This window comes from Metabacillus halosaccharovorans, from assembly GCF_002019635.1.
GTDB lineage: Bacteria > Bacillota > Bacilli > Bacillales > Bacillaceae > Metabacillus > Metabacillus halosaccharovorans.
This window is the reverse complement of record NZ_KV917371.1, coordinates 791,883-809,403: the sequence shown is the minus strand read 5'-3', so window position 1 is coordinate 809,403 and position 17,521 is coordinate 791,883. Positions and strand designations below refer to the sequence as shown.

General features: G+C 38.6%; 14 protein-coding genes and 1 riboswitch. Of the genes, 12 read left to right on the top strand and 2 right to left on the bottom strand.

Annotation, left to right across the window (positions count from 1 at the left end; translation table 11 throughout):
* The first annotated feature begins 13 nt into the window (after positions 1-13).
* Positions 14-832, top strand: coding sequence for an alpha/beta hydrolase (locus tag BK577_RS03900; RefSeq protein ID WP_078431713.1), 819 nt, complete (start codon positions 14-16; stop codon positions 830-832).
* Between the two features lie 54 nt (positions 833-886).
* Here the strand turns inward: BK577_RS03900 and BK577_RS26785 are convergent, their stop codons facing one another.
* Complete coding sequence (locus BK577_RS26785) at positions 887-1,264, bottom strand: CBO0543 family protein (RefSeq protein WP_425435935.1); 378 nt, start codon at positions 1,262-1,264, stop codon at positions 887-889.
* Between the two features lie 158 nt (positions 1,265-1,422).
* The gene (locus BK577_RS03890) at positions 1,423-2,745 is read right to left on the bottom strand and encodes a 5'-deoxyadenosine deaminase (RefSeq protein ID WP_078431711.1); all 1,323 of its coding nucleotides are present in this window, start codon (positions 2,743-2,745) and stop codon (positions 1,423-1,425) included.
* A 62-nt stretch (positions 2,746-2,807) separates the two neighbouring features.
* A riboswitch (purine riboswitch) is annotated at positions 2,808-2,907 on the bottom strand.
* 746 nt (positions 2,908-3,653) lie between these two features.
* Between BK577_RS03890 and BK577_RS03885 the strand changes: the two genes are divergently transcribed.
* The 11 genes from BK577_RS03885 to BK577_RS03830 all read left to right on the top strand — a co-directional run bounded on the left by BK577_RS03885 (position 3,654) and on the right by BK577_RS03830 (position 17,521).
* On the top strand, positions 3,654-4,970 hold the full coding sequence (locus tag BK577_RS03885) for a hemolysin family protein (protein WP_078431710.1): 1,317 nt from the start codon (positions 3,654-3,656) through the stop codon (positions 4,968-4,970).
* 61 nt (positions 4,971-5,031) lie between these two features.
* Positions 5,032-6,093, top strand: a complete 1,062-nt coding sequence (locus tag BK577_RS03880; protein ID WP_078431709.1) for a hemolysin family protein — start codon at positions 5,032-5,034, stop codon at positions 6,091-6,093.
* A 251-nt stretch (positions 6,094-6,344) separates the two neighbouring features.
* A complete protein-coding gene (locus BK577_RS03875; protein WP_245823425.1) occupies positions 6,345-6,773 on the top strand; it encodes a MerR family transcriptional regulator in 429 nt (142 codons plus the stop codon).
* Between the two features lie 6 nt (positions 6,774-6,779).
* Positions 6,780-7,466 carry a zinc metallopeptidase gene (locus tag BK577_RS03870; protein WP_078431708.1) on the top strand — a complete coding sequence of 229 codons (687 nt, stop codon included), beginning with the start codon at positions 6,780-6,782 and terminating at the stop codon, positions 7,464-7,466.
* Positions 7,467-7,517: 51 nt separating this feature from the next.
* The gene (locus tag BK577_RS03865) at positions 7,518-8,843 is read left to right on the top strand and encodes a hemolysin family protein (RefSeq protein WP_078431707.1); all 1,326 of its coding nucleotides are present in this window, start codon (positions 7,518-7,520) and stop codon (positions 8,841-8,843) included.
* A gap of 453 nt (positions 8,844-9,296) precedes the next feature.
* The gene (locus BK577_RS03855; RefSeq protein ID WP_078431705.1) at positions 9,297-10,295 is read left to right on the top strand and encodes an HD-GYP domain-containing protein; all 999 of its coding nucleotides are present in this window, start codon (positions 9,297-9,299) and stop codon (positions 10,293-10,295) included.
* Positions 10,296-10,317: 22 nt separating this feature from the next.
* The gene (locus BK577_RS03850) at positions 10,318-11,376 is read left to right on the top strand and encodes a FecCD family ABC transporter permease (RefSeq protein WP_245823481.1); all 1,059 of its coding nucleotides are present in this window, start codon (positions 10,318-10,320) and stop codon (positions 11,374-11,376) included.
* A 12-nt stretch (positions 11,377-11,388) separates the two neighbouring features.
* Positions 11,389-12,174: a heme ABC transporter ATP-binding protein gene (locus BK577_RS03845; protein WP_078431704.1), complete on the top strand. Its 786-nt coding sequence runs from the start codon at positions 11,389-11,391 to the stop codon at positions 12,172-12,174.
* A gap of 2 nt (positions 12,175-12,176) precedes the next feature.
* Complete coding sequence (locus tag BK577_RS03840; protein ID WP_245823424.1) at positions 12,177-13,157, top strand: ABC transporter substrate-binding protein; 981 nt, start codon at positions 12,177-12,179, stop codon at positions 13,155-13,157.
* Between the two features lie 446 nt (positions 13,158-13,603).
* Positions 13,604-15,052 (top strand): PTS mannitol transporter subunit IIBC, encoded by a 1,449-nt coding sequence (locus tag BK577_RS03835; protein WP_078431703.1) that lies wholly within the window; start codon positions 13,604-13,606, stop codon positions 15,050-15,052.
* A gap of 363 nt (positions 15,053-15,415) precedes the next feature.
* Positions 15,416-17,521 carry a BglG family transcription antiterminator gene (locus BK577_RS03830; protein WP_078431702.1) on the top strand — a complete coding sequence of 702 codons (2,106 nt, stop codon included), beginning with the start codon at positions 15,416-15,418 and terminating at the stop codon, positions 17,519-17,521.

The following is a 17,521-nucleotide window of genomic DNA, read 5'->3' as shown; positions in this document are numbered from 1 at the left end:
GGAGGAGAGACAAATGAAGAACGTACTAACAAACAAGATTCCGTTTACAATCACAGGGACAAAACAGTTTACCTTTGAGTCTGAAAAGAATCGACTCTATCAAATCCTTGTTTTCATTCCGAATGAAGCACCACCGGAAACGGGGTTTCCTATTATCTATTTATTAGATGGAAATTCTATTTTTGGATCAGTTGTGGAGGCTGTTAGAATTCAATCAAGAAAACCGGAGAAAACCGGTGTCATACCATCAATTGTTGTCGGTGTAGGATATTCCACTTCAGAACCGTTTTCAAAAGAACGGTTTTATGATTATACGATGGGGGAGCCTGAAATTGAGATCCCCGCAAATAAGATGGATAATGCAACAAGTCAGAGACATGGCGGGGCAGAGGAGTTTCTGCAGTTTTTACAGAACAAATTAAAGCCTGCCATGGAACAAAATTATCCAATCGATCAAAAGAAACAAACATTATTTGGCCATTCACTTGGCGGCTTATTTGTTTTACATACCTTGTTTACAAGCCCAACCTCTTTTCAAACATATATAGCCGGAAGTCCTTCGATCCATTGGAATCAGAGCATCATTCTAGAAGAAGAAAGGCTGTTTCATCAACTATGTGAAACCGGAGAAATAAAAGCCAACGTACTGGTTGGAATCGGGGAATTGGAAAGATGGCACCACACAAATGTCGGTGAACTTGCCAAATCAATGGTCGATCGTTTATCAACCCGATCCTGCTTAAAAGTAGAGTTCATCCAATTCGAAAACGAAGGCCATGTCTCTGTCTTGCCGCCACTCATTAGCAGATCACTGCGATTTGCGTTAGGGTAGGAACATGGGGACAGGTCCCTCGTCCCATTGGGACAAGGGACCTGTCCCCATGGTTCACAAACTCAAGCGGTACAGCCGTCTAATTATTTTCCAATTAATATATAACAGGAGATATAGGAATGGATAGATCAGAGCGGAATACCATAATTTCCAACCGTTATATTGAAATAAGCTTGAGTTTACAGCGAACCATTCATAGACTAGTGCAAATAATGTCCATCCCAAGATGTAATATACGGAAGTGCTGAATTTTTTGTTTGTAGGATAAAAATTCAAAAATATTATATTAACCGAAGGATAAATCCAAAACACGACCCAAAGAGTAATGTAGTCTACCCCTGGACTAAAATACCAATAAAAGTTGTGTTTAAATTCCAGATAAATATCTGTGATAAGTTGTAGAACCGTTGAAAATAGTGATGTTGTATACATTTCAAAATAAGAAATTCTTTTTGGCATAAAATAAATAACCAAGCCAAATATGATGACCGATATAAATAGTAGAAAAATAGACATCCACCTCCATCATCATTTTTGCCATTGAATTAAATATTAAACAACTATTGGGACAAGGGACCTGTCCCCCTGGTTCATATTCGGCCCAGCAAACGTTTGATTGAGTGGTTGGCTTCTGTTAGGATGGCTTTTTTGTTGATGGATTTCATGATGCGGTTTTCCATTACGATTTGACCATTAATAATGGTTGTTTCGACGTCGGCTCTTGTGGCAGAGTAGACGATTCTGGAGATAGGGTCAACTCCATAAGATGGGTAGGTATGAAAGTCTTGTAAGTTTAAGATAGCCAGGTCTGCTTTTTTGCCGATTTCTATACTCCCGATTTCATTTTCCATTCCAACTGCCTTCGCCCCTCCAATAGTCGCCATTTTAAAAACAGTATGTGCATCCATTGAGGTCGGACCGTGTACTGGTTTTTGAATGAGTGCGGCTAGTCTCATTTCATTGAACATATCTAAATTATTATTACAAGGTGCTCCGTCAGCTCCCAGGCTGAGTGACACTTGTTCATTTACCATGTAAGGTGTATCTGCTATACCTGACGCCAATTTCAGATTTGATCCGGGACAATGGCTAACATGAACACCTTTTTCGCGAATGATACGTTTTTCCTCTTCATCCAGCCAAATACAATGAGCGAGAATTAACTGGTTATTGGCTAAACCTAAATGGTCCAAATACACTATATTTCTCATTCCTGTTTCTTTTTGGACAATTTCAATTTCACCGCGATTTTCCGAAGCGTGTGTATGAACCATTACATTATAGTATTCAGATAAAGATTGGACTTCTCGAAGTAACTGTTCTGTGCAAGAAACAACAAATCTTGGAGAGAACGCATATTTAATCCGGCCTTCATCATAGTTATGCCATTTTTCCAATAAGTCGACGCTTTCTCTAATCGATCTTTCTGTGTTTTCCTGTAGAGGAAGTGGTACTTCATCTCCCTTATCCATCATCACCTTGCCTGATAAAGCTCTTATTCCACTTTCAGCAATCGCTTTAAATGCATACTCAGTATGGTGGACAGTTTCCATATCAACAATGGTTGTTGTACCGCTTTGAATGAGTTCACCAATTCCGAGCATGGCAGAGTAATAAATGGATTCCTCATCATGTGCCGCTTCTAATGGCCAAATTCTCTGTTTTAGCCAGTCCATTAATTCCAAATCATCTCCTTGACCACGGAAAACGGTTTGACATAGATGAATATGTGTTTGAACAAAGCCGGGTATGACGGTTTTTCCTGTTGCATCAATGATTTTATCAGGTTGTTGAACGGTTAAATCAGGTCCAATATTTTTTATGAGATCATCCTCAATATGAATATCACCGGTAATGATTTCCTCTTCCTTATTCATCGTAATGATTTGTGCATTTTTTATGAGTATATTCATCTTCTATGGTCATCTCCTAATCTCAAACTAAGGCATAAAAATAACTACGAAAAAATATGCCACTAAAAGCATATTTTCAACGTAGTAAGAAATTTACGGTTTCTTTGTAGAGACCCTTAAACCAATTATTAAGGATATACGTGAAAATCATATGAAATATGTTAAGTTCACAATAATCATAGATGGCTGAAATTTTTGATACAACTGGTTTGTCAGGTAATCTGACGGTATTTTTCAATAGGTTGTTTATATCAGTAGCGTAAGAAAAAGTTCGTTTCATTGCGCTCCAGACACTTGCTTTCCGCGGGGAGGAAGCTAAGCCTCCACGGCTTCGCCTGTGGGGTCTAAGCCTTTCCTCTACTTCCCGCAGGAGTAAAGTGTCTTCCGCTCCATTCCACTAACCGATTATAAATAGTATTCTTAGAAACAATTTAAGGTAAAGCTGCCCCTTTTATAATAAAGACAATGAATGAACCTTATAAATTTTTTGAACCAAATATGAATACCCTGTGAACATCACCAAAACAATTACACTAAACCGTAACGTATTACTGTACGCTTTGGTTGTACATATGATATGATTTATTCTAATAAATGAGAAGGGAGGCTGGATTTATTGGGAAGGCGTTATTGCATACTCGTCAAATGGCTGAATTAACAAAAAAGATGTATCTTTACAGTACACCATGCATATCTCTTCTTAGTACATCGGTCTTCTTTAAACGGGATTATTGAAACAAACTAGTATTTCCCTTTAGAAATGTCATAAAGTAATCAGATCCTCAAAGAAGATGTATGTACATGAGGAAGAGAAAAACATGTTTAACGAGAACTGAAACGTTATGAAAAAACGTTACCATGTAACGTTACTATTTCTGGAGGTGAATCCCTCAGGTTGAGGGAAATAATTGGATATTATTACAATCACAAATCTTTTTTTACTTGTCATTTTACTCGGACTGACAGCTTTTTTTGTTGGTTCAGAATTTGCGGTTGTTAAAATTCGAATGTCAAGAATAGATCAATTAATAGCAGAAGGTAATAAAAAGGCAATCATCGCAAAAAAGGTAGCAAGTGATCTTGATTACTACCTGTCAGCCTGTCAGCTTGGGATTACAGTCACGGCACTAGGTCTCGGTGCATTAGGAAAACCGGCTGTTGAGCGTGTGATGTACCCGGTGTTTGACTTTCTGAATGTATCAGATTCGATCGCATCTGTTGCTTCATATGCGATTGCTTTTATCCTTGTTACATTTCTCCACGTTGTAGTCGGAGAAATGGCACCGAAAACATTAGCTATTCAATTTTCGGAAAAAATGACATTGCTGCTTGCCCCGTCATTATATTGGTTCGGAAAAATCATGTCTCCATTTATATGGGCATTAAATGGTGCAGCACGTGTTCTGTTAAAAATCTTCGGTGTACAGCCGGCAGGACATGAGCAGGCCTATTCAGAGGAAGAATTAAAAATTATCATGACCCAAAGCTATCAGGGTGGTGAAATTGATAAAACTGAGCTCTCCTATATGGAAAATGTCTTCTCGTTTGATGAGCGTGTTGTAAAAGACATTATGGTGCCAAGAACGGAGCTTGTTACACTTGATAAGGATATGAATGATGACGACATCGTCAGCATATTGGACGAAAATAACTATACACGTTATCCGGTAACAGAAAATGGCGATAAAGACAATATCGTCGGCTTTGTCAATGTGAAAAAGATGCTAACTCATATTGCGGCCAAACGTGAACGTAAACTCGAAGAATTTGTCCGTGATCTGCCATTTGTTCTTGAAGCAACACGTCTTCAGGATGCCTTGCTAAAAATGCAACAGGAACAAGTTCATATGTCTCTTGTGATTGATGAATACGGAGGTACTTCCGGTATTATCACGATGGAAGACATACTGGAAGAGCTTGTTGGTGAGATTCGTGATGAATTTGATGATGATGAAGTAGCTGATATTAGAACAACTGGCGAAAGTCAATATACAATCAATGGTCGTGTTCTTTTAGTAGAGCTTGAAGAGCAATTTGGGCTTGTATTTGAGGAAAGTGAAGAAGTCGATACAATCGCTGGCTGGATTCAATATCAAAAGGTTGATCCGGTTACAATTGGTGATGAAGTCATCCATGGTGAAGATTTATGGACAGTCATAGAAATGGATAATTATCAAATCAAACAGGTTGTGTTAACAAGAGCATGCATGGCGAATGTTGGATAAGGATGTCATAGCAAATGCTTTTCAAAATCTTGGAGGTGAATCCCTTAATTAAGGGAAATAATTGGACGGATTAATTGGATTAAACTTGTTTTTAGTGGCTGTATTTATTGGCCTTACTGCTTTTTTCGTTGGTGCTGAATTTGCGATTTTGAAAGTGAGAATGTCAAGAATTGATCAGTTAATTGCAGAAGGAAATAAAAAAGCGGTCATGGCCAAAAAAGTTGCTCATAACCTTGACTACTATTTATCAGCCTGTCAGCTGGGCATAACCATTACTGCACTCGTACTTGGTGCACTTGGTGAACCAACAGTAGAAAAAATGCTTCACCCGCTTTTTGAAAGATTTGCCGTACCAGAGGCTGTAGCAACCGTACTATCTTATGCGATTGCCCTTGCGATTGTAACATTTTTACATGTTGTAATCGGAGAATTGGCTCCCAAAACATTGGCGATTCAATTTGCGGAAAAAATGACATTGCTTTTGGCACCACCGCTTTATTGGTTTGGAAAAGTGATGAATCCATTTATTTTTGCTCTTAATGGTGCATCACGCGGAATTCTCGGTGTGTTTGGTGTAAAGCCTGCAGGCCATGAAACAGCACACTCAGAGGAAGAGTTAAAGTTAATCGTTACGCAAAGCTATGAAAGTGGGGAAATAAACCAAACGGAGCTTGCCTACCTTGAAAATATTTTTGCTTTCGACGAACGTGTTGTGAAAGACATTATGATTCCTGCTACGAAAATCATTACGCTTGAAAAAGACATGGACCTGACTGATATCATTGAGGTTCATGATAAATATGACTACACCCGCTATCCGGTCAAAGAAACCGGAAAGAACAAAATAATCGGGTTTATTAACACAAAAGAAATGCTTACAAGTATTGCTGCAGGAAGAGAACGGAAACTAGAAGATTTCATCCATGAAATGCCGCATCTCTCAGAATCAACACCAATTAAAGAAGTTCTATTAAAAATGCAGCAAAGCCGGGTCCATATGGCCATCATCAAAGCCGAATCAGGCCAAACAGCCGGCCTTGTAACAATGGAAGACATCCTGGAAGAAATCGTCGGTGAAATCCGCGAAGAACAAACAGGTGTAGAACCATCCGTTGCAGGGTAAGTCACTACTAGACAAAATAAAAACAATAATACTTTAATATGATAGTTAATGTTTTAGAACTGTTTAGTAGTATAAAGTTCTGTAAGAAAACAAATTAGGTTGATTGAAGCGAGCATCCTGGAGCTTCAATCAACCCACCCAATACTCTAGTTATCGAGCTAAAACGTAGTTTGTAAAAGATAAATGAATTTCCACACCATAAGTTGTATAACTAAAATCGCAATAATATCATAAAACCATCACGTGACAGTTTGGAGGTTTTAAAACTTGGGACTGAAAAATTAAAAATCGGTGAATTAGCAGAAATAACCGGCGTCACCAAACGAACAATCGATTACTACACAACCATGGGCTTATTAAAGGCAGAACGTTCATCCTCCAACTACCGCTACTACGATTCTTCAGCAATTGAACAGCTGCGATTTATTGAAGAATGTAAGGCAAGCGGTATGACGCTGGAAGGAATAAAAAAGAAAATTATCGCTACTGCTGAAGAAATTGATGTCTTAGAATTACGATTAAAAATAAAAGGTCTTGAAAAAGAAGTCTCAGAAGTATTAGCCCAACTGGATAAAAACGACTTGGAAAATCAAGACTTTGTCAAAAAGCATATCTCAAATGAAAGTCTGTCATTAATTCAAACTTTACTTTTATTAATAAATATTAAAAATGGAGGCTAATCGATCATGTTTTTTCATCCAATGGATATTCTCATCTTTATCACATTAGGAATTTCAATTTGGGCTCAGTTTAGAGTAAAAGGGAATTTTAATAAATGGGCGGAAGTCGCAACAAAAACCGGTTTATCAGGAGCAGAAACAGCAAGACGTATATTGGACAGCAATGGGTTGTACAATATACCTATAGAAGTTGTACCAGGTTCTCTTTCTGATCACTATGATCCAGTCAAAAAAGTAGTGCGTCTGTCTGAAGCGGTTTATTACGGGCGTTCGATTGCATCTGTATCTGTTGCGGCACATGAAATTGGACATGCGATCCAGCATCAGCAGTCATATGCGGCTCTTATGCTGAGACATAAGATTTTCCCAATCGCTAATATTGCTTCTGGAATTGCCCCATTTCTTTTTATTGGAGGCATGTTGTTACAGCAGTTATCCCTTATCGGAATTGGCATTGTCTTTTTCTCGGCGGCTGTAGCATTTCAGTTAGTAACACTACCTGTTGAGTTTGACGCAAGTAAACGCGCGAGAAACCTCATGTTGACAGAAGGTATTCTTTATAATGAAGAAGAACATGGTGTGAAAAAAGTGTTAAATGCTGCAGCATTGACATATGTTGCCGGAGCATTAATGGCATTATTTGAGTTAATTAAGTTTATCATGATCTTTATGCAGGGTAATAGTGAAGAATAAAAAACATGCAGAAATGAGGAGGTGGAGGTCTTACGAACGTAAGACGACTCATTGACCACAGTTAATTTAATTTTAATTATCATCTTAATTGCCTTAACCGGATTTTTCGTAGCAACAGAATTTGCCATTGTTAAGATTCGTATGTCTAAAATTGACCAGCTTGTTGCTGAAGGGAAAAAAGGAGCTATAGCTGCAAAGAGGGTTGTATCCCATTTAGATGAATATTTGTCTGCGTGTCAACTCGGGATCACAGTAACAGCTTTAGGACTTGGTTGGTTAGGTGAGCCGACTGTTGAAAAGCTTCTACACCCTGTATTTGCTTATTTCAATTTTAATGAGTCTGTTACACATATTTTATCATTTGGTATAGCCTTTGCTCTCGTTACATTTTTACATGTGGTTGTCGGAGAACTGGCACCAAAAACAATTGCGATTCAAAAAGCAGAATTCATTACGTTAATGTTTTCACCGCCAATTATTTGGTTCTATAAAATCATGTATCCGTTCATTTGGTTTTTGAATGGTTCAGCTCGTGTATTAGTCGGCATGTTTGGATTAAAGCCGGCATCAGAGCATGAACTGGCTCACTCAGAGGAAGAGCTTCGTATTCTATTATCAGAAAGCTATAAAAGCGGTGAAATTAATAAGAATGAGCTAAAGTATGTAAACAACATTTTTGAATTTGACGAAAGAATTGCGAAAGAAATTATGGTGCCCCGTACAGAGATTATTACCATTTCTCTTGAAAGCACCTATGATGAGATCATTGAATTGATTAAAAATGAACGCTATACCCGATATCCTGTTGTAGATGGTGATAAAGATCATATTGTCGGCTTTCTAAATATTAAAGAGCTTTTAACTTCCGCTTTTACGGAATGTGATGATCCTAAGCCGTTTGATATCAACGTCTATATAAATCCGGTCATACAGGTAATTGAAACGATTCCGATTCACGATTTATTGCTAAAAATGCAAAAAGAACGAACACATATTGCCGTTTTAATTGATGAATATGGAGGAACATCCGGATTGGTCACAGTTGAGGATATCCTTGAGGAAATTGTCGGGGAAATCAGGGATGAGTTTGATGAAGATGAAATTCCTGAAATCCGAAAATTAAATGAAGATCATTACATTTTAGATGGGAAATTACTCATAGAAGATGTAAACAACCTTCTTCACACGACCTTTTCTGACGAAGACATTGATACAATTGGCGGCTGGTTCTTAACACAGAAATTTAACGCTGATGTTGGTGTTGAGGTAGCAGATCAAGATTATATCTTTAAAGTTCACGAAAGTGACGGCCACCACATTCAATATTTAGAAGTGTTTAAAATGAAAAGTAATGTTGTGCCGATTTCGGAGAATTAGACTAAAAAAGACAAAGTTGATGGGTACCATTGACTTTGTCTTTTTTTAGGCCGCTGCACCTGTCACATCCCTAAAAAAACCCCATACCTTATAAAGATTCCTTTCCACATCTACTACTTTCCCTTTCCTGGAGTGATCAAATTTGTTGAAAAATTTATTACCAATTACCGTGATTTTTTGTATGACCTTAAGTATTTGGATGCTTCCATCTCAAGCATTTCACAGCAATTTTCCTGCCATAGAGGTATTTGGTAAGTTAGGAACCTTTATTTCTTTTCTGCTCCTAGTGTTGTTTAGTGTGATTCAATTATTTTATTACACATCTAAAAAATGAAAACAGGTGGAATGGTAATGAGTGTTTTATTGCCATTCCGTATTAATTATCCACATGGTATAGTTTAAGAAGATAAACAGGGGATTTAGCCTGAAACAACATAAAATGAGGGAGATACAATGAGATTTATCGATATCGAGGACTATAACCCCATAACGATGCAGCTGGCGATGCCGATTTATGATCGGATGAGAAGGGTGTTATTGACGGCAGGAAGAACGATTCATCCTAACTACTTAGAGCGGATCAAAGCAATAGGTGTATCAACTCTTGTTGTCGAGGATGCTGAGTCAACCGGTATTACCCTTGAGGAAATGCTTGATATGCCGACATGGATGGATACAATTGCTGTTGTTCAGCAGGCGTTTGAAGATGCCTCAAATAAAAAAAGATTACATATAGTAGCTCTCCAAAGGGCTGTTGCAACTCTTATTAAAGAAGTATTTGCTCATAAAACGATTATCCTTGTGCCAACTACCTCATTATCAACAGGCTTGGTAATGTATGCACACTCAGTAAATGTGGCGCTCTTAAGCTTACAAATAGCCAAACATTTAGGCTACACGCAAGGGCAATTAAGGGATTTGGCTCTTGGCGCTTTATTGCACGATATCGGCAAGGCGGTTACGGATCAGGAAGAAGAGCATCCATTAAAAGGGTTTGACATCATAAAGGACAATCGGGAAATGAGTTTATTGTCTGCACATATTGCCTATCAACATCATGAATGGATAAACGGTCAGGGGTACCCAAGGAAATTGAAAGGACAAGCTGTTTTAGAGCTTCCCCAAGTCGTTGGAATTGCCAATGTTTATGACCACTTATTATCAAATAATAAAATGCCGCCACATGAAGCATTAGAATACATTATGACAAAAAGTGATGAAGAGTTTTCCTTTAAAGTGGTCCAGGCCTTTGTAAATAGTGTTCCATCCTATATACCCGGCACAAAGGTCGAGTTATATACAGGAGAACAGGCCATTGTTAGTAGGATCAATCAGCATTTACAAAGACCTGTCATACGTTTCTTAACGAATGGAGAAGAGATGGATTTAGCGGAAAATCCGTCTGTTGTGATAAAAAGGGTGCTCAATAACAATCAAGAAGATGGTAAGTAGTGTGAAAGGGTTAAAGAAAAGTATGAAGGATAATAAATCATCCATTAGTAAGGAACCAAATATGAAGCTTGTTTTATTACTTCTTTTCATAGGAAGTATGATCTCAATCATTCTTGCCATTGGGATCGGTCCGGTTTCTGTTCATCCTGGTACCGTAGCAAAAATAATAATGAGCAAACTGCCTTTTGTAACAGATTTTATTTATCCTAACTGGACAAGGCTTGATGAAAATATTGTGTGGAATTTGCGCTTGCCACGGGTTTTACTGGGCATGCTTGTTGGTGCTTCATTAGCGGTAACAGGTGTGGCCATGCAGGCTTTGGTACGAAATCACTTGGCAGATCCATTTATACTTGGTGTTTCTTCAGGAGCATCTGCGACAGCAACATTAGGCATGCTGTTCGGGGTCTTTTCATTCTTTGGAACGTATGCTCTGTCAATCAGTGCGTTTATTGGAGCAGCAGCAACCATTATGATCGTATATACGATTTCCCGGGTTAGAGGCAGAATTAATGTCACACAGTTATTATTATCAGGTGTTGCGGTCGCTATGATTATGGATGCAGTCACAAATGTGATCACCTTAAGTGCCCCGAATGCGTTAGGCCTTCATAATGCGGCCTTTTGGATGTCCGGTAGTTTAGCAGGAGCGAAGTGGGGCTATTTAACACTCCCACTTGTGGTCATTCTTTTTTGTATGAGCATCCTTCTAATTCAATACCGTGCCCTAAATGCTCTGCTTTTAGGAGAAGAAGCTGCAGGTACATTAGGGACTGATGTGAAGCGGGTGCAAAAAATACTTGTGTTAGTTGCCTCCCTTTTAGCAGGTACGACGATTGCAGTCAGCGGTTCGATTGGGTTTATCGGATTAATGGTTCCGCATATTACGAGGTTATTAATTGGATCAGATCATAAAAAGGTTCTCCCTGTAAGTGCACTATTGGGAGGGATTTTCGTCATTTGGACAGATGTTGTAGCCAGAATCGTCATCGCACCTGAGGAATTGCCAATTGGCCTTTTAACCGCAATCATCGGTGGACCATTTTTTATTTGGTTACTAAAAAGAAATTCTCGGGCGTAAAGAGGTGGAAATGTGAAATTACAAGTAGAGAATGTAAGCTTTTCCTATGATGAGCAAAAAATCATTGAAGACATTCGTCTCCATGTGAATAAGGGTGAGTTTGTCGGGTTGTTAGGGCCAAATGGAAGCGGGAAATCAACGATCCTAAAAACGGTCTATCGTGCTCTAGAGCCTGATGCTGGTGACATTTTATTAGATAATGAACATTTACTTTCAATGAAAGTAAAAAAGATTGCCAGAAACATCGGAGTTGTTGGTCAAGAGAACTCCATTCCGTTTGATTTTAAAGTTGAAGAAATCGTTGCAATGGGACGTAACCCATATAAAAAGCTGTTTGAAGGAGATACACAAGTAGATAAAGAGATTGTCACAAATGCCTTAAAACAAACGGGTATTGAAGATTTAGCTCAGAGAAATTATATCCAGCTCTCAGGTGGAGAAAAGCAAAGAGTGCTCATTGCACGGGTATTGGCACAGCAAACAAACTTTTTACTGTTAGATGAACCAACAAATCATTTAGATATTTACTATCAATTGCAGATGTTTGATTTGGTTAAGGGGTTAGGTGTAACCGTTTTGGCTGCCATCCACGATTTGAATATTGCCGCACTATATTGTGATCGAATATATGTGTTAAAAGAAGGGCGTTTATACAAAACCGGGACACCGGAGGAAATCATCACACCTGAAGTTATTTTCGAGGTGTACGGTATTCAAGTTGATGTAATGGTTCACCCGAAAACAAATAAGGTATCGATTACATATTTACCGAAAAGTTTAGATAAAAGGGAGATCTGAATGTGAGCAAAAAACACTGTTTAGGATTTACAGCGTTAGCTTTAGTGATGACAGGTTTACTAGTTGGATGTCAGTCTACTTCAAGTGAACCAATGAAAAAAGAATCAGAAGAAAATACAGCCAACTATGAATCACTAACATTTGATAATTACGGCAGAGATGTAGAAATTACAGAAAAACCGCAAAACGTATTAACTCTGGGCCCGAATAGTACAGAGCTTTTCGTTGCATTAGGCTTGACAGATTATGTCATCGGTAATAGTCTGGACAATCATAGCCGGGGCCCGCTTCCTGAATATGAGTCCGAATACAAGAAAATACCGGAACTAACATACGGTTCAGCTACCAGAGAAGCAGTTACAACAAGCGGAGCGGATTTTATCTATGGAATTGATTGGGAATTTGGTGAAGAAGGCTTAGATGTGGAGGAGCTCGAAAGCTTTGGCATTAAGACGTACATGAACAGTGCGACCACATTAGAAGAGATCTATCAGGAAATCGATGATATCGGCAAAATCTTTGAAATAGAAGATGTTGCAACAGATTTTGTTACTGATCAAAAATCTAGAATTGCAGCAGTTCAAGAAAAGTTTTCAAATCAGGAACCAGTAAATGTGCTCGTATACGATAGCGGAGGAGACGGGGTGTTCACAGCAGGTGGAACAAACTTCGAAACACTATTAATCGAACTTGCCGGCGGAAAGAACGTCTTTGACGATATCACAGATAAACAATGGACAACCGTAAGCTATGAAGAAGTTTTAGCAAGACAGCCGGATGTCATTGTAGTCCATGATTATGACGCTCCATCACTAGAGCAAAAAATAGAAGACATTAAAAACGACCCTGCCCTCTCACAACTGGACAGTGTAAAAAATGAACGATTTGTCTCTATCACATTAGAAAGCGTCCTGCCAGGAGACCGAATGGCATATGCCGTTGAAACACTGGCCAAAGGATTTTATCCTGAGAAATTTGAATAAAGTTTGGTTTACTAGAGAAGCTAAAAAGGTGAATTCATTAATGGATTCACCTTTTTTGTTTTTATTATTTACTATTTAACATATAAGTTTAGGTTGATTGGAGCGAAAGGTGCGAGACTCCTGTGGGACCAGCGTGGTAGGTGAGATCCCACAGGAGCTTGAGCCGAGGAAGCTCACCGCACGCCCCACGGAAAGCGAGCAACCTGTAGCGGAAATCAACCATCACATCACTAATTACAGAGCAACAAGGTTTGAGTATAAAACGTTCATATTTAATATAAAATTAAAGACTTTTCGACAATATTAGCCGTTGACAAAATCCTAACACTTCTTTCCAAAATTAATCTTGTCAACATTGTGTCAGACAAAATCGAATTTAGTTTAAATTGTTTCTCCGCTGAAATCGCTTTATTATAAAGACAAGAAATAACAAAGAGGTGACTTACATGGAAGCGAATCAAAAGCAAGGTGATTTTCGCGTTAAAATACAAAGATTTGGTAGCCATTTAAGTGGAATGATCATGCCAAACATCGGTGCTTTTATTGCATGGGGGATTATTACAGCACTATTTATCCCAACAGGCTGGGCACCAAATGAAACATTAGCATCATTGGTTGATCCAATGATCAAATACCTGCTTCCACTATTAATCGGTTACACAGGTGGTAAGATGGTATACGATGTCCGCGGTGGTGTCGTTGGTGCAACCGCAACAATGGGGGTTATCGTAGGAGCGGAAATCCCGATGTTCCTCGGAGCGATGATTATGGGTCCACTTGGTGGATACTTAATCAAAAAGCTTGATGGTTTATTAAAAGATAAAGTTCGTTCCGGTTTTGAAATGCTGGTAAACAACTTCTCAGCTGGTATTTTAGGAGCACTATTAACATTAGCTGCCTTAGTTGGAATTGGTCCAGTTGTTGAAGGATTAAACAAAGTATTAGCAGGTGCAGTTCAAGCTATTTTTGATGCAGGTTTACTGCCATTAGCAAGTATTTTCATCGAGCCGGCAAAGGTTCTGTTCTTAAACAATGCAATCAATCACGGTATTTTAAGCCCGATTGGTATTGAGCAAGCTTCAAGTGCGGGAAAATCAATTTTATTCTTACTTGAGTCAAACCCTGGTCCTGGTTTAGGTATTCTTTTAGCTTATATGTTCTTTGGCAGAGGTTCGGCGAGACAAACTGCTCCTGGTGCAGTGATTATTCACTTCCTGGGTGGTATTCATGAGATCTACTTCCCGTACATTTTAATGAAACCTATGTTACTTCTTGCAGCAATCGCAGGTGGAATCAGTGGTGTGTTCACATTCTCAATCTTCAATGCAGGATTAGTAGCAAGTCCGTCACCTGGTAGTATCATTGCCTTACTCGCAATGACGCCAAGAGGCGGCTACGTAGGAGTAATTCTAGGTGTAATTGTAGCTGCAGCTGTATCATTCTTAGTTGCATCACTTATTTTAAAAACAAGCAAGCAAAAAGAAGAAGATTTAACAGAAGCTACAGCGAAAATGGAAGCAATGAAAGGGAAGAAAAGCTCTGTAAGCAGCAATCTTACTGCACAACCGGAAGCAGAAGCTGAAGTGGAAGCAACAACTTCAGAAGAATTTGATTTCGGTAACGTGAAAAAAGTCATCTTCGCGTGTGACGCCGGTATGGGGTCAAGTGCAATGGGTGCATCCATTTTACGTAACAAAGTGAAAAAAGCAGAAGTTGAAGGAGTAGATGTGACAAATACATCAATCAACAACATTCCTTCTGACGCTGATATCGTTATTACACACAAAGATTTAACAGATCGTGCAAAAGCTAAATTACCAACTGCGTACCACGTATCTGTTGATAATTTCTTAAATAGCCCGAAATATGATGAGATTGTGGGTAAACTAAAATAGGATTGTGAAAAAATGGTGCGGCTACCTCGGTAGTGGCACCATTTTTGTGTTTGGGAAAGAAGCGAGGCTCGTGTTGTTGAATGTGTGCTGAAATGTGTCGAATTTTGACAAATAGCAAATAAATCTTAAAAATCGAAAATAAATTTCCAGAATAGCAAATAAAATCTCAAAATCAAAAATAAATCCGAAAAATCGAAAATAACCCGCTTCACCCTGGTTATTTTGAAGCCCAGAGGACATTCTAATTAAATAATGTCAGCAACATAATTGAAAAAACTGCTCTTTCTATCTTTTGAAACCTGTATATATGCGGGTGTATAATTAAACTATGTCAATAACTCATATAAAAGAGAGTTGATTTCCATGATTGTTTCCGCAAGAGAGCGTCTGATCGTGCAATTACTGATGGAAGACGCAGATCAGGAAGTGACGATTAAGGAGCTTGCTGAACAAATCGATGTTAGTGAGAGGACAATTCATCGTGATTTGAAAAATATTGAATCTGTCCTGCAAAAATTCAATCTTCAGCTCGTGAAGCGGGCGGGGATCGGAATCAAAATGGTGGGAGGTGAAACAAGTCTCACAGAACTAAGGATTGCGATTCAAAAGCAGGATTATAAAGAATACACGCCAGATGAGCGGATGATTGTTGCCCTTTGTACACTGCTTGATCATCATGATCCAATTAAGCTTCAAAGCTTGGCGAATGAACTTGGTGTGACAACAGCTACGATTAGCCATGATTTAGATAAAATGGAGCCATTTGTTGAAGAATACGGCCTTACTCTTATTAGAAGAAGAGGGTATGGAATTGAACTGACAGGATCGGAAGAAGCAAAGCGAAAGGCTATTAAAAGCTTAATTTCAGACAGGTTTGATGTGCCGGACTTTTTACGAATGGTACGGGAAAATATAGAACGAAAATCAACAAATAAGATTGATTCCATATCCGAACGTTTACTGGGACTTGTCCAAAAGGAAAAGCTCATTATTATTGAGGATTTAATTAACAAAATTAATTCACGCCTGCCATATCCATTGGCAGACAGCTCATATGTTGGGCTGGTTGTTCACCTTGCACTTGCAATTGAGCGTATACAACGTGGCGAAAACATCACAATAAAAGGTGACTATCTAAAACAATTAAAAGTCTCAAGGGAATTTACCTTTGCAGACGATATAGCCGAAAAACTTGAGGAAACCTTTCAAATCAAGATTCCTGAGGATGAAAAAGGCTATATTACGATGCATTTGCGGGGAGCAAAGCTGCGGTTCGAAGGAAAAGTCGATATTCAGGATGAAAATGTCGAGATTGCCTATCTTGTACAAAGGTTAATTGAACAAGTAGAACTGCTGACAAACAAAGAATTGAAGCATGATACATCTTTATTTCATGGCTTGCTTGCCCATCTTCAGCCAGCAGTGTATCGCTTGAAGCAGGGAATGAAAATCACGAATCCGTTATTAAAAGAAATAAAACGCGATCATCATGAGCTTTTCGGAGTTGTTCAACAAGCTGTAAAAGCTGCTCTTCCATTTGATGCAGTTCCTGAGGAAGAGATAGGATATTTAGTATTACACTTTGGAGCAGCCTTAAATAAAAGGAAATCGATCCGGAAATTAAAAGCCCTTATTATTTGTTCAAGTGGTATTGGCACGTCAAAAATGCTGGCAACGCAAATTAACAATCAGTTTCCACATATTGCAGAGCTGCGTAATATTTCAGCATTTGAACTAAAGGAAATAGATGTGACCAAATATGATCTCATTCTTTCAACGATACCAATTGAGGACATTTCAACAGATTACCTGCTCGTAAGTCCAATTTTAACGACTCAAGAGCTGGAAAAAATCAAAGACTATATTGAAGAAAAGGGTCTTGAAATCGAACGAAGTACGTCGTTTGAAGAATCTGATGAACGGGTAGACATTACGATTAGCTTCGAAGAGTATGAACGATTTACAAGCCAGTCACAGCAGTTGATCAGACTTTTGAAGGAACTGGAAGTTTTTCAACTGAATAACACAAATCATGTTGAAAGTATTCTACTTCCTGTCAGTAAGCAGCTGAAGCAAATAGGACTTGTAGAAAATGATCAAAGAATTGTAGAGGCACTGTTGGAACGGGAGCATATTGGAGGGCTTGCCATTCCGGAAACAAAGCTGGCTCTGTTTCATGCGAGAAATGAGGCTGTTGTGAGACCAAGCTTCCACATGATTGATCTTCGAACACCGATGAAGCTAAGGGCAATGGACAATGAATTAAATGAAGTATCGAGAATACTTTTGCTCATTGCACCTGAAGATGCTGAGGCAGAAGAGCTGGAAATCATGAGCTTTATTAGTGCAAGTATTATTGAGTCCCAAGAAAGTATCCATATGTTTGAAAAAGCGACAAAGAGTGGATTAACTCATTATATTAGCCAAAAATATTTCACCAACTATTTACAACAACTAAGGAGTGTTTAA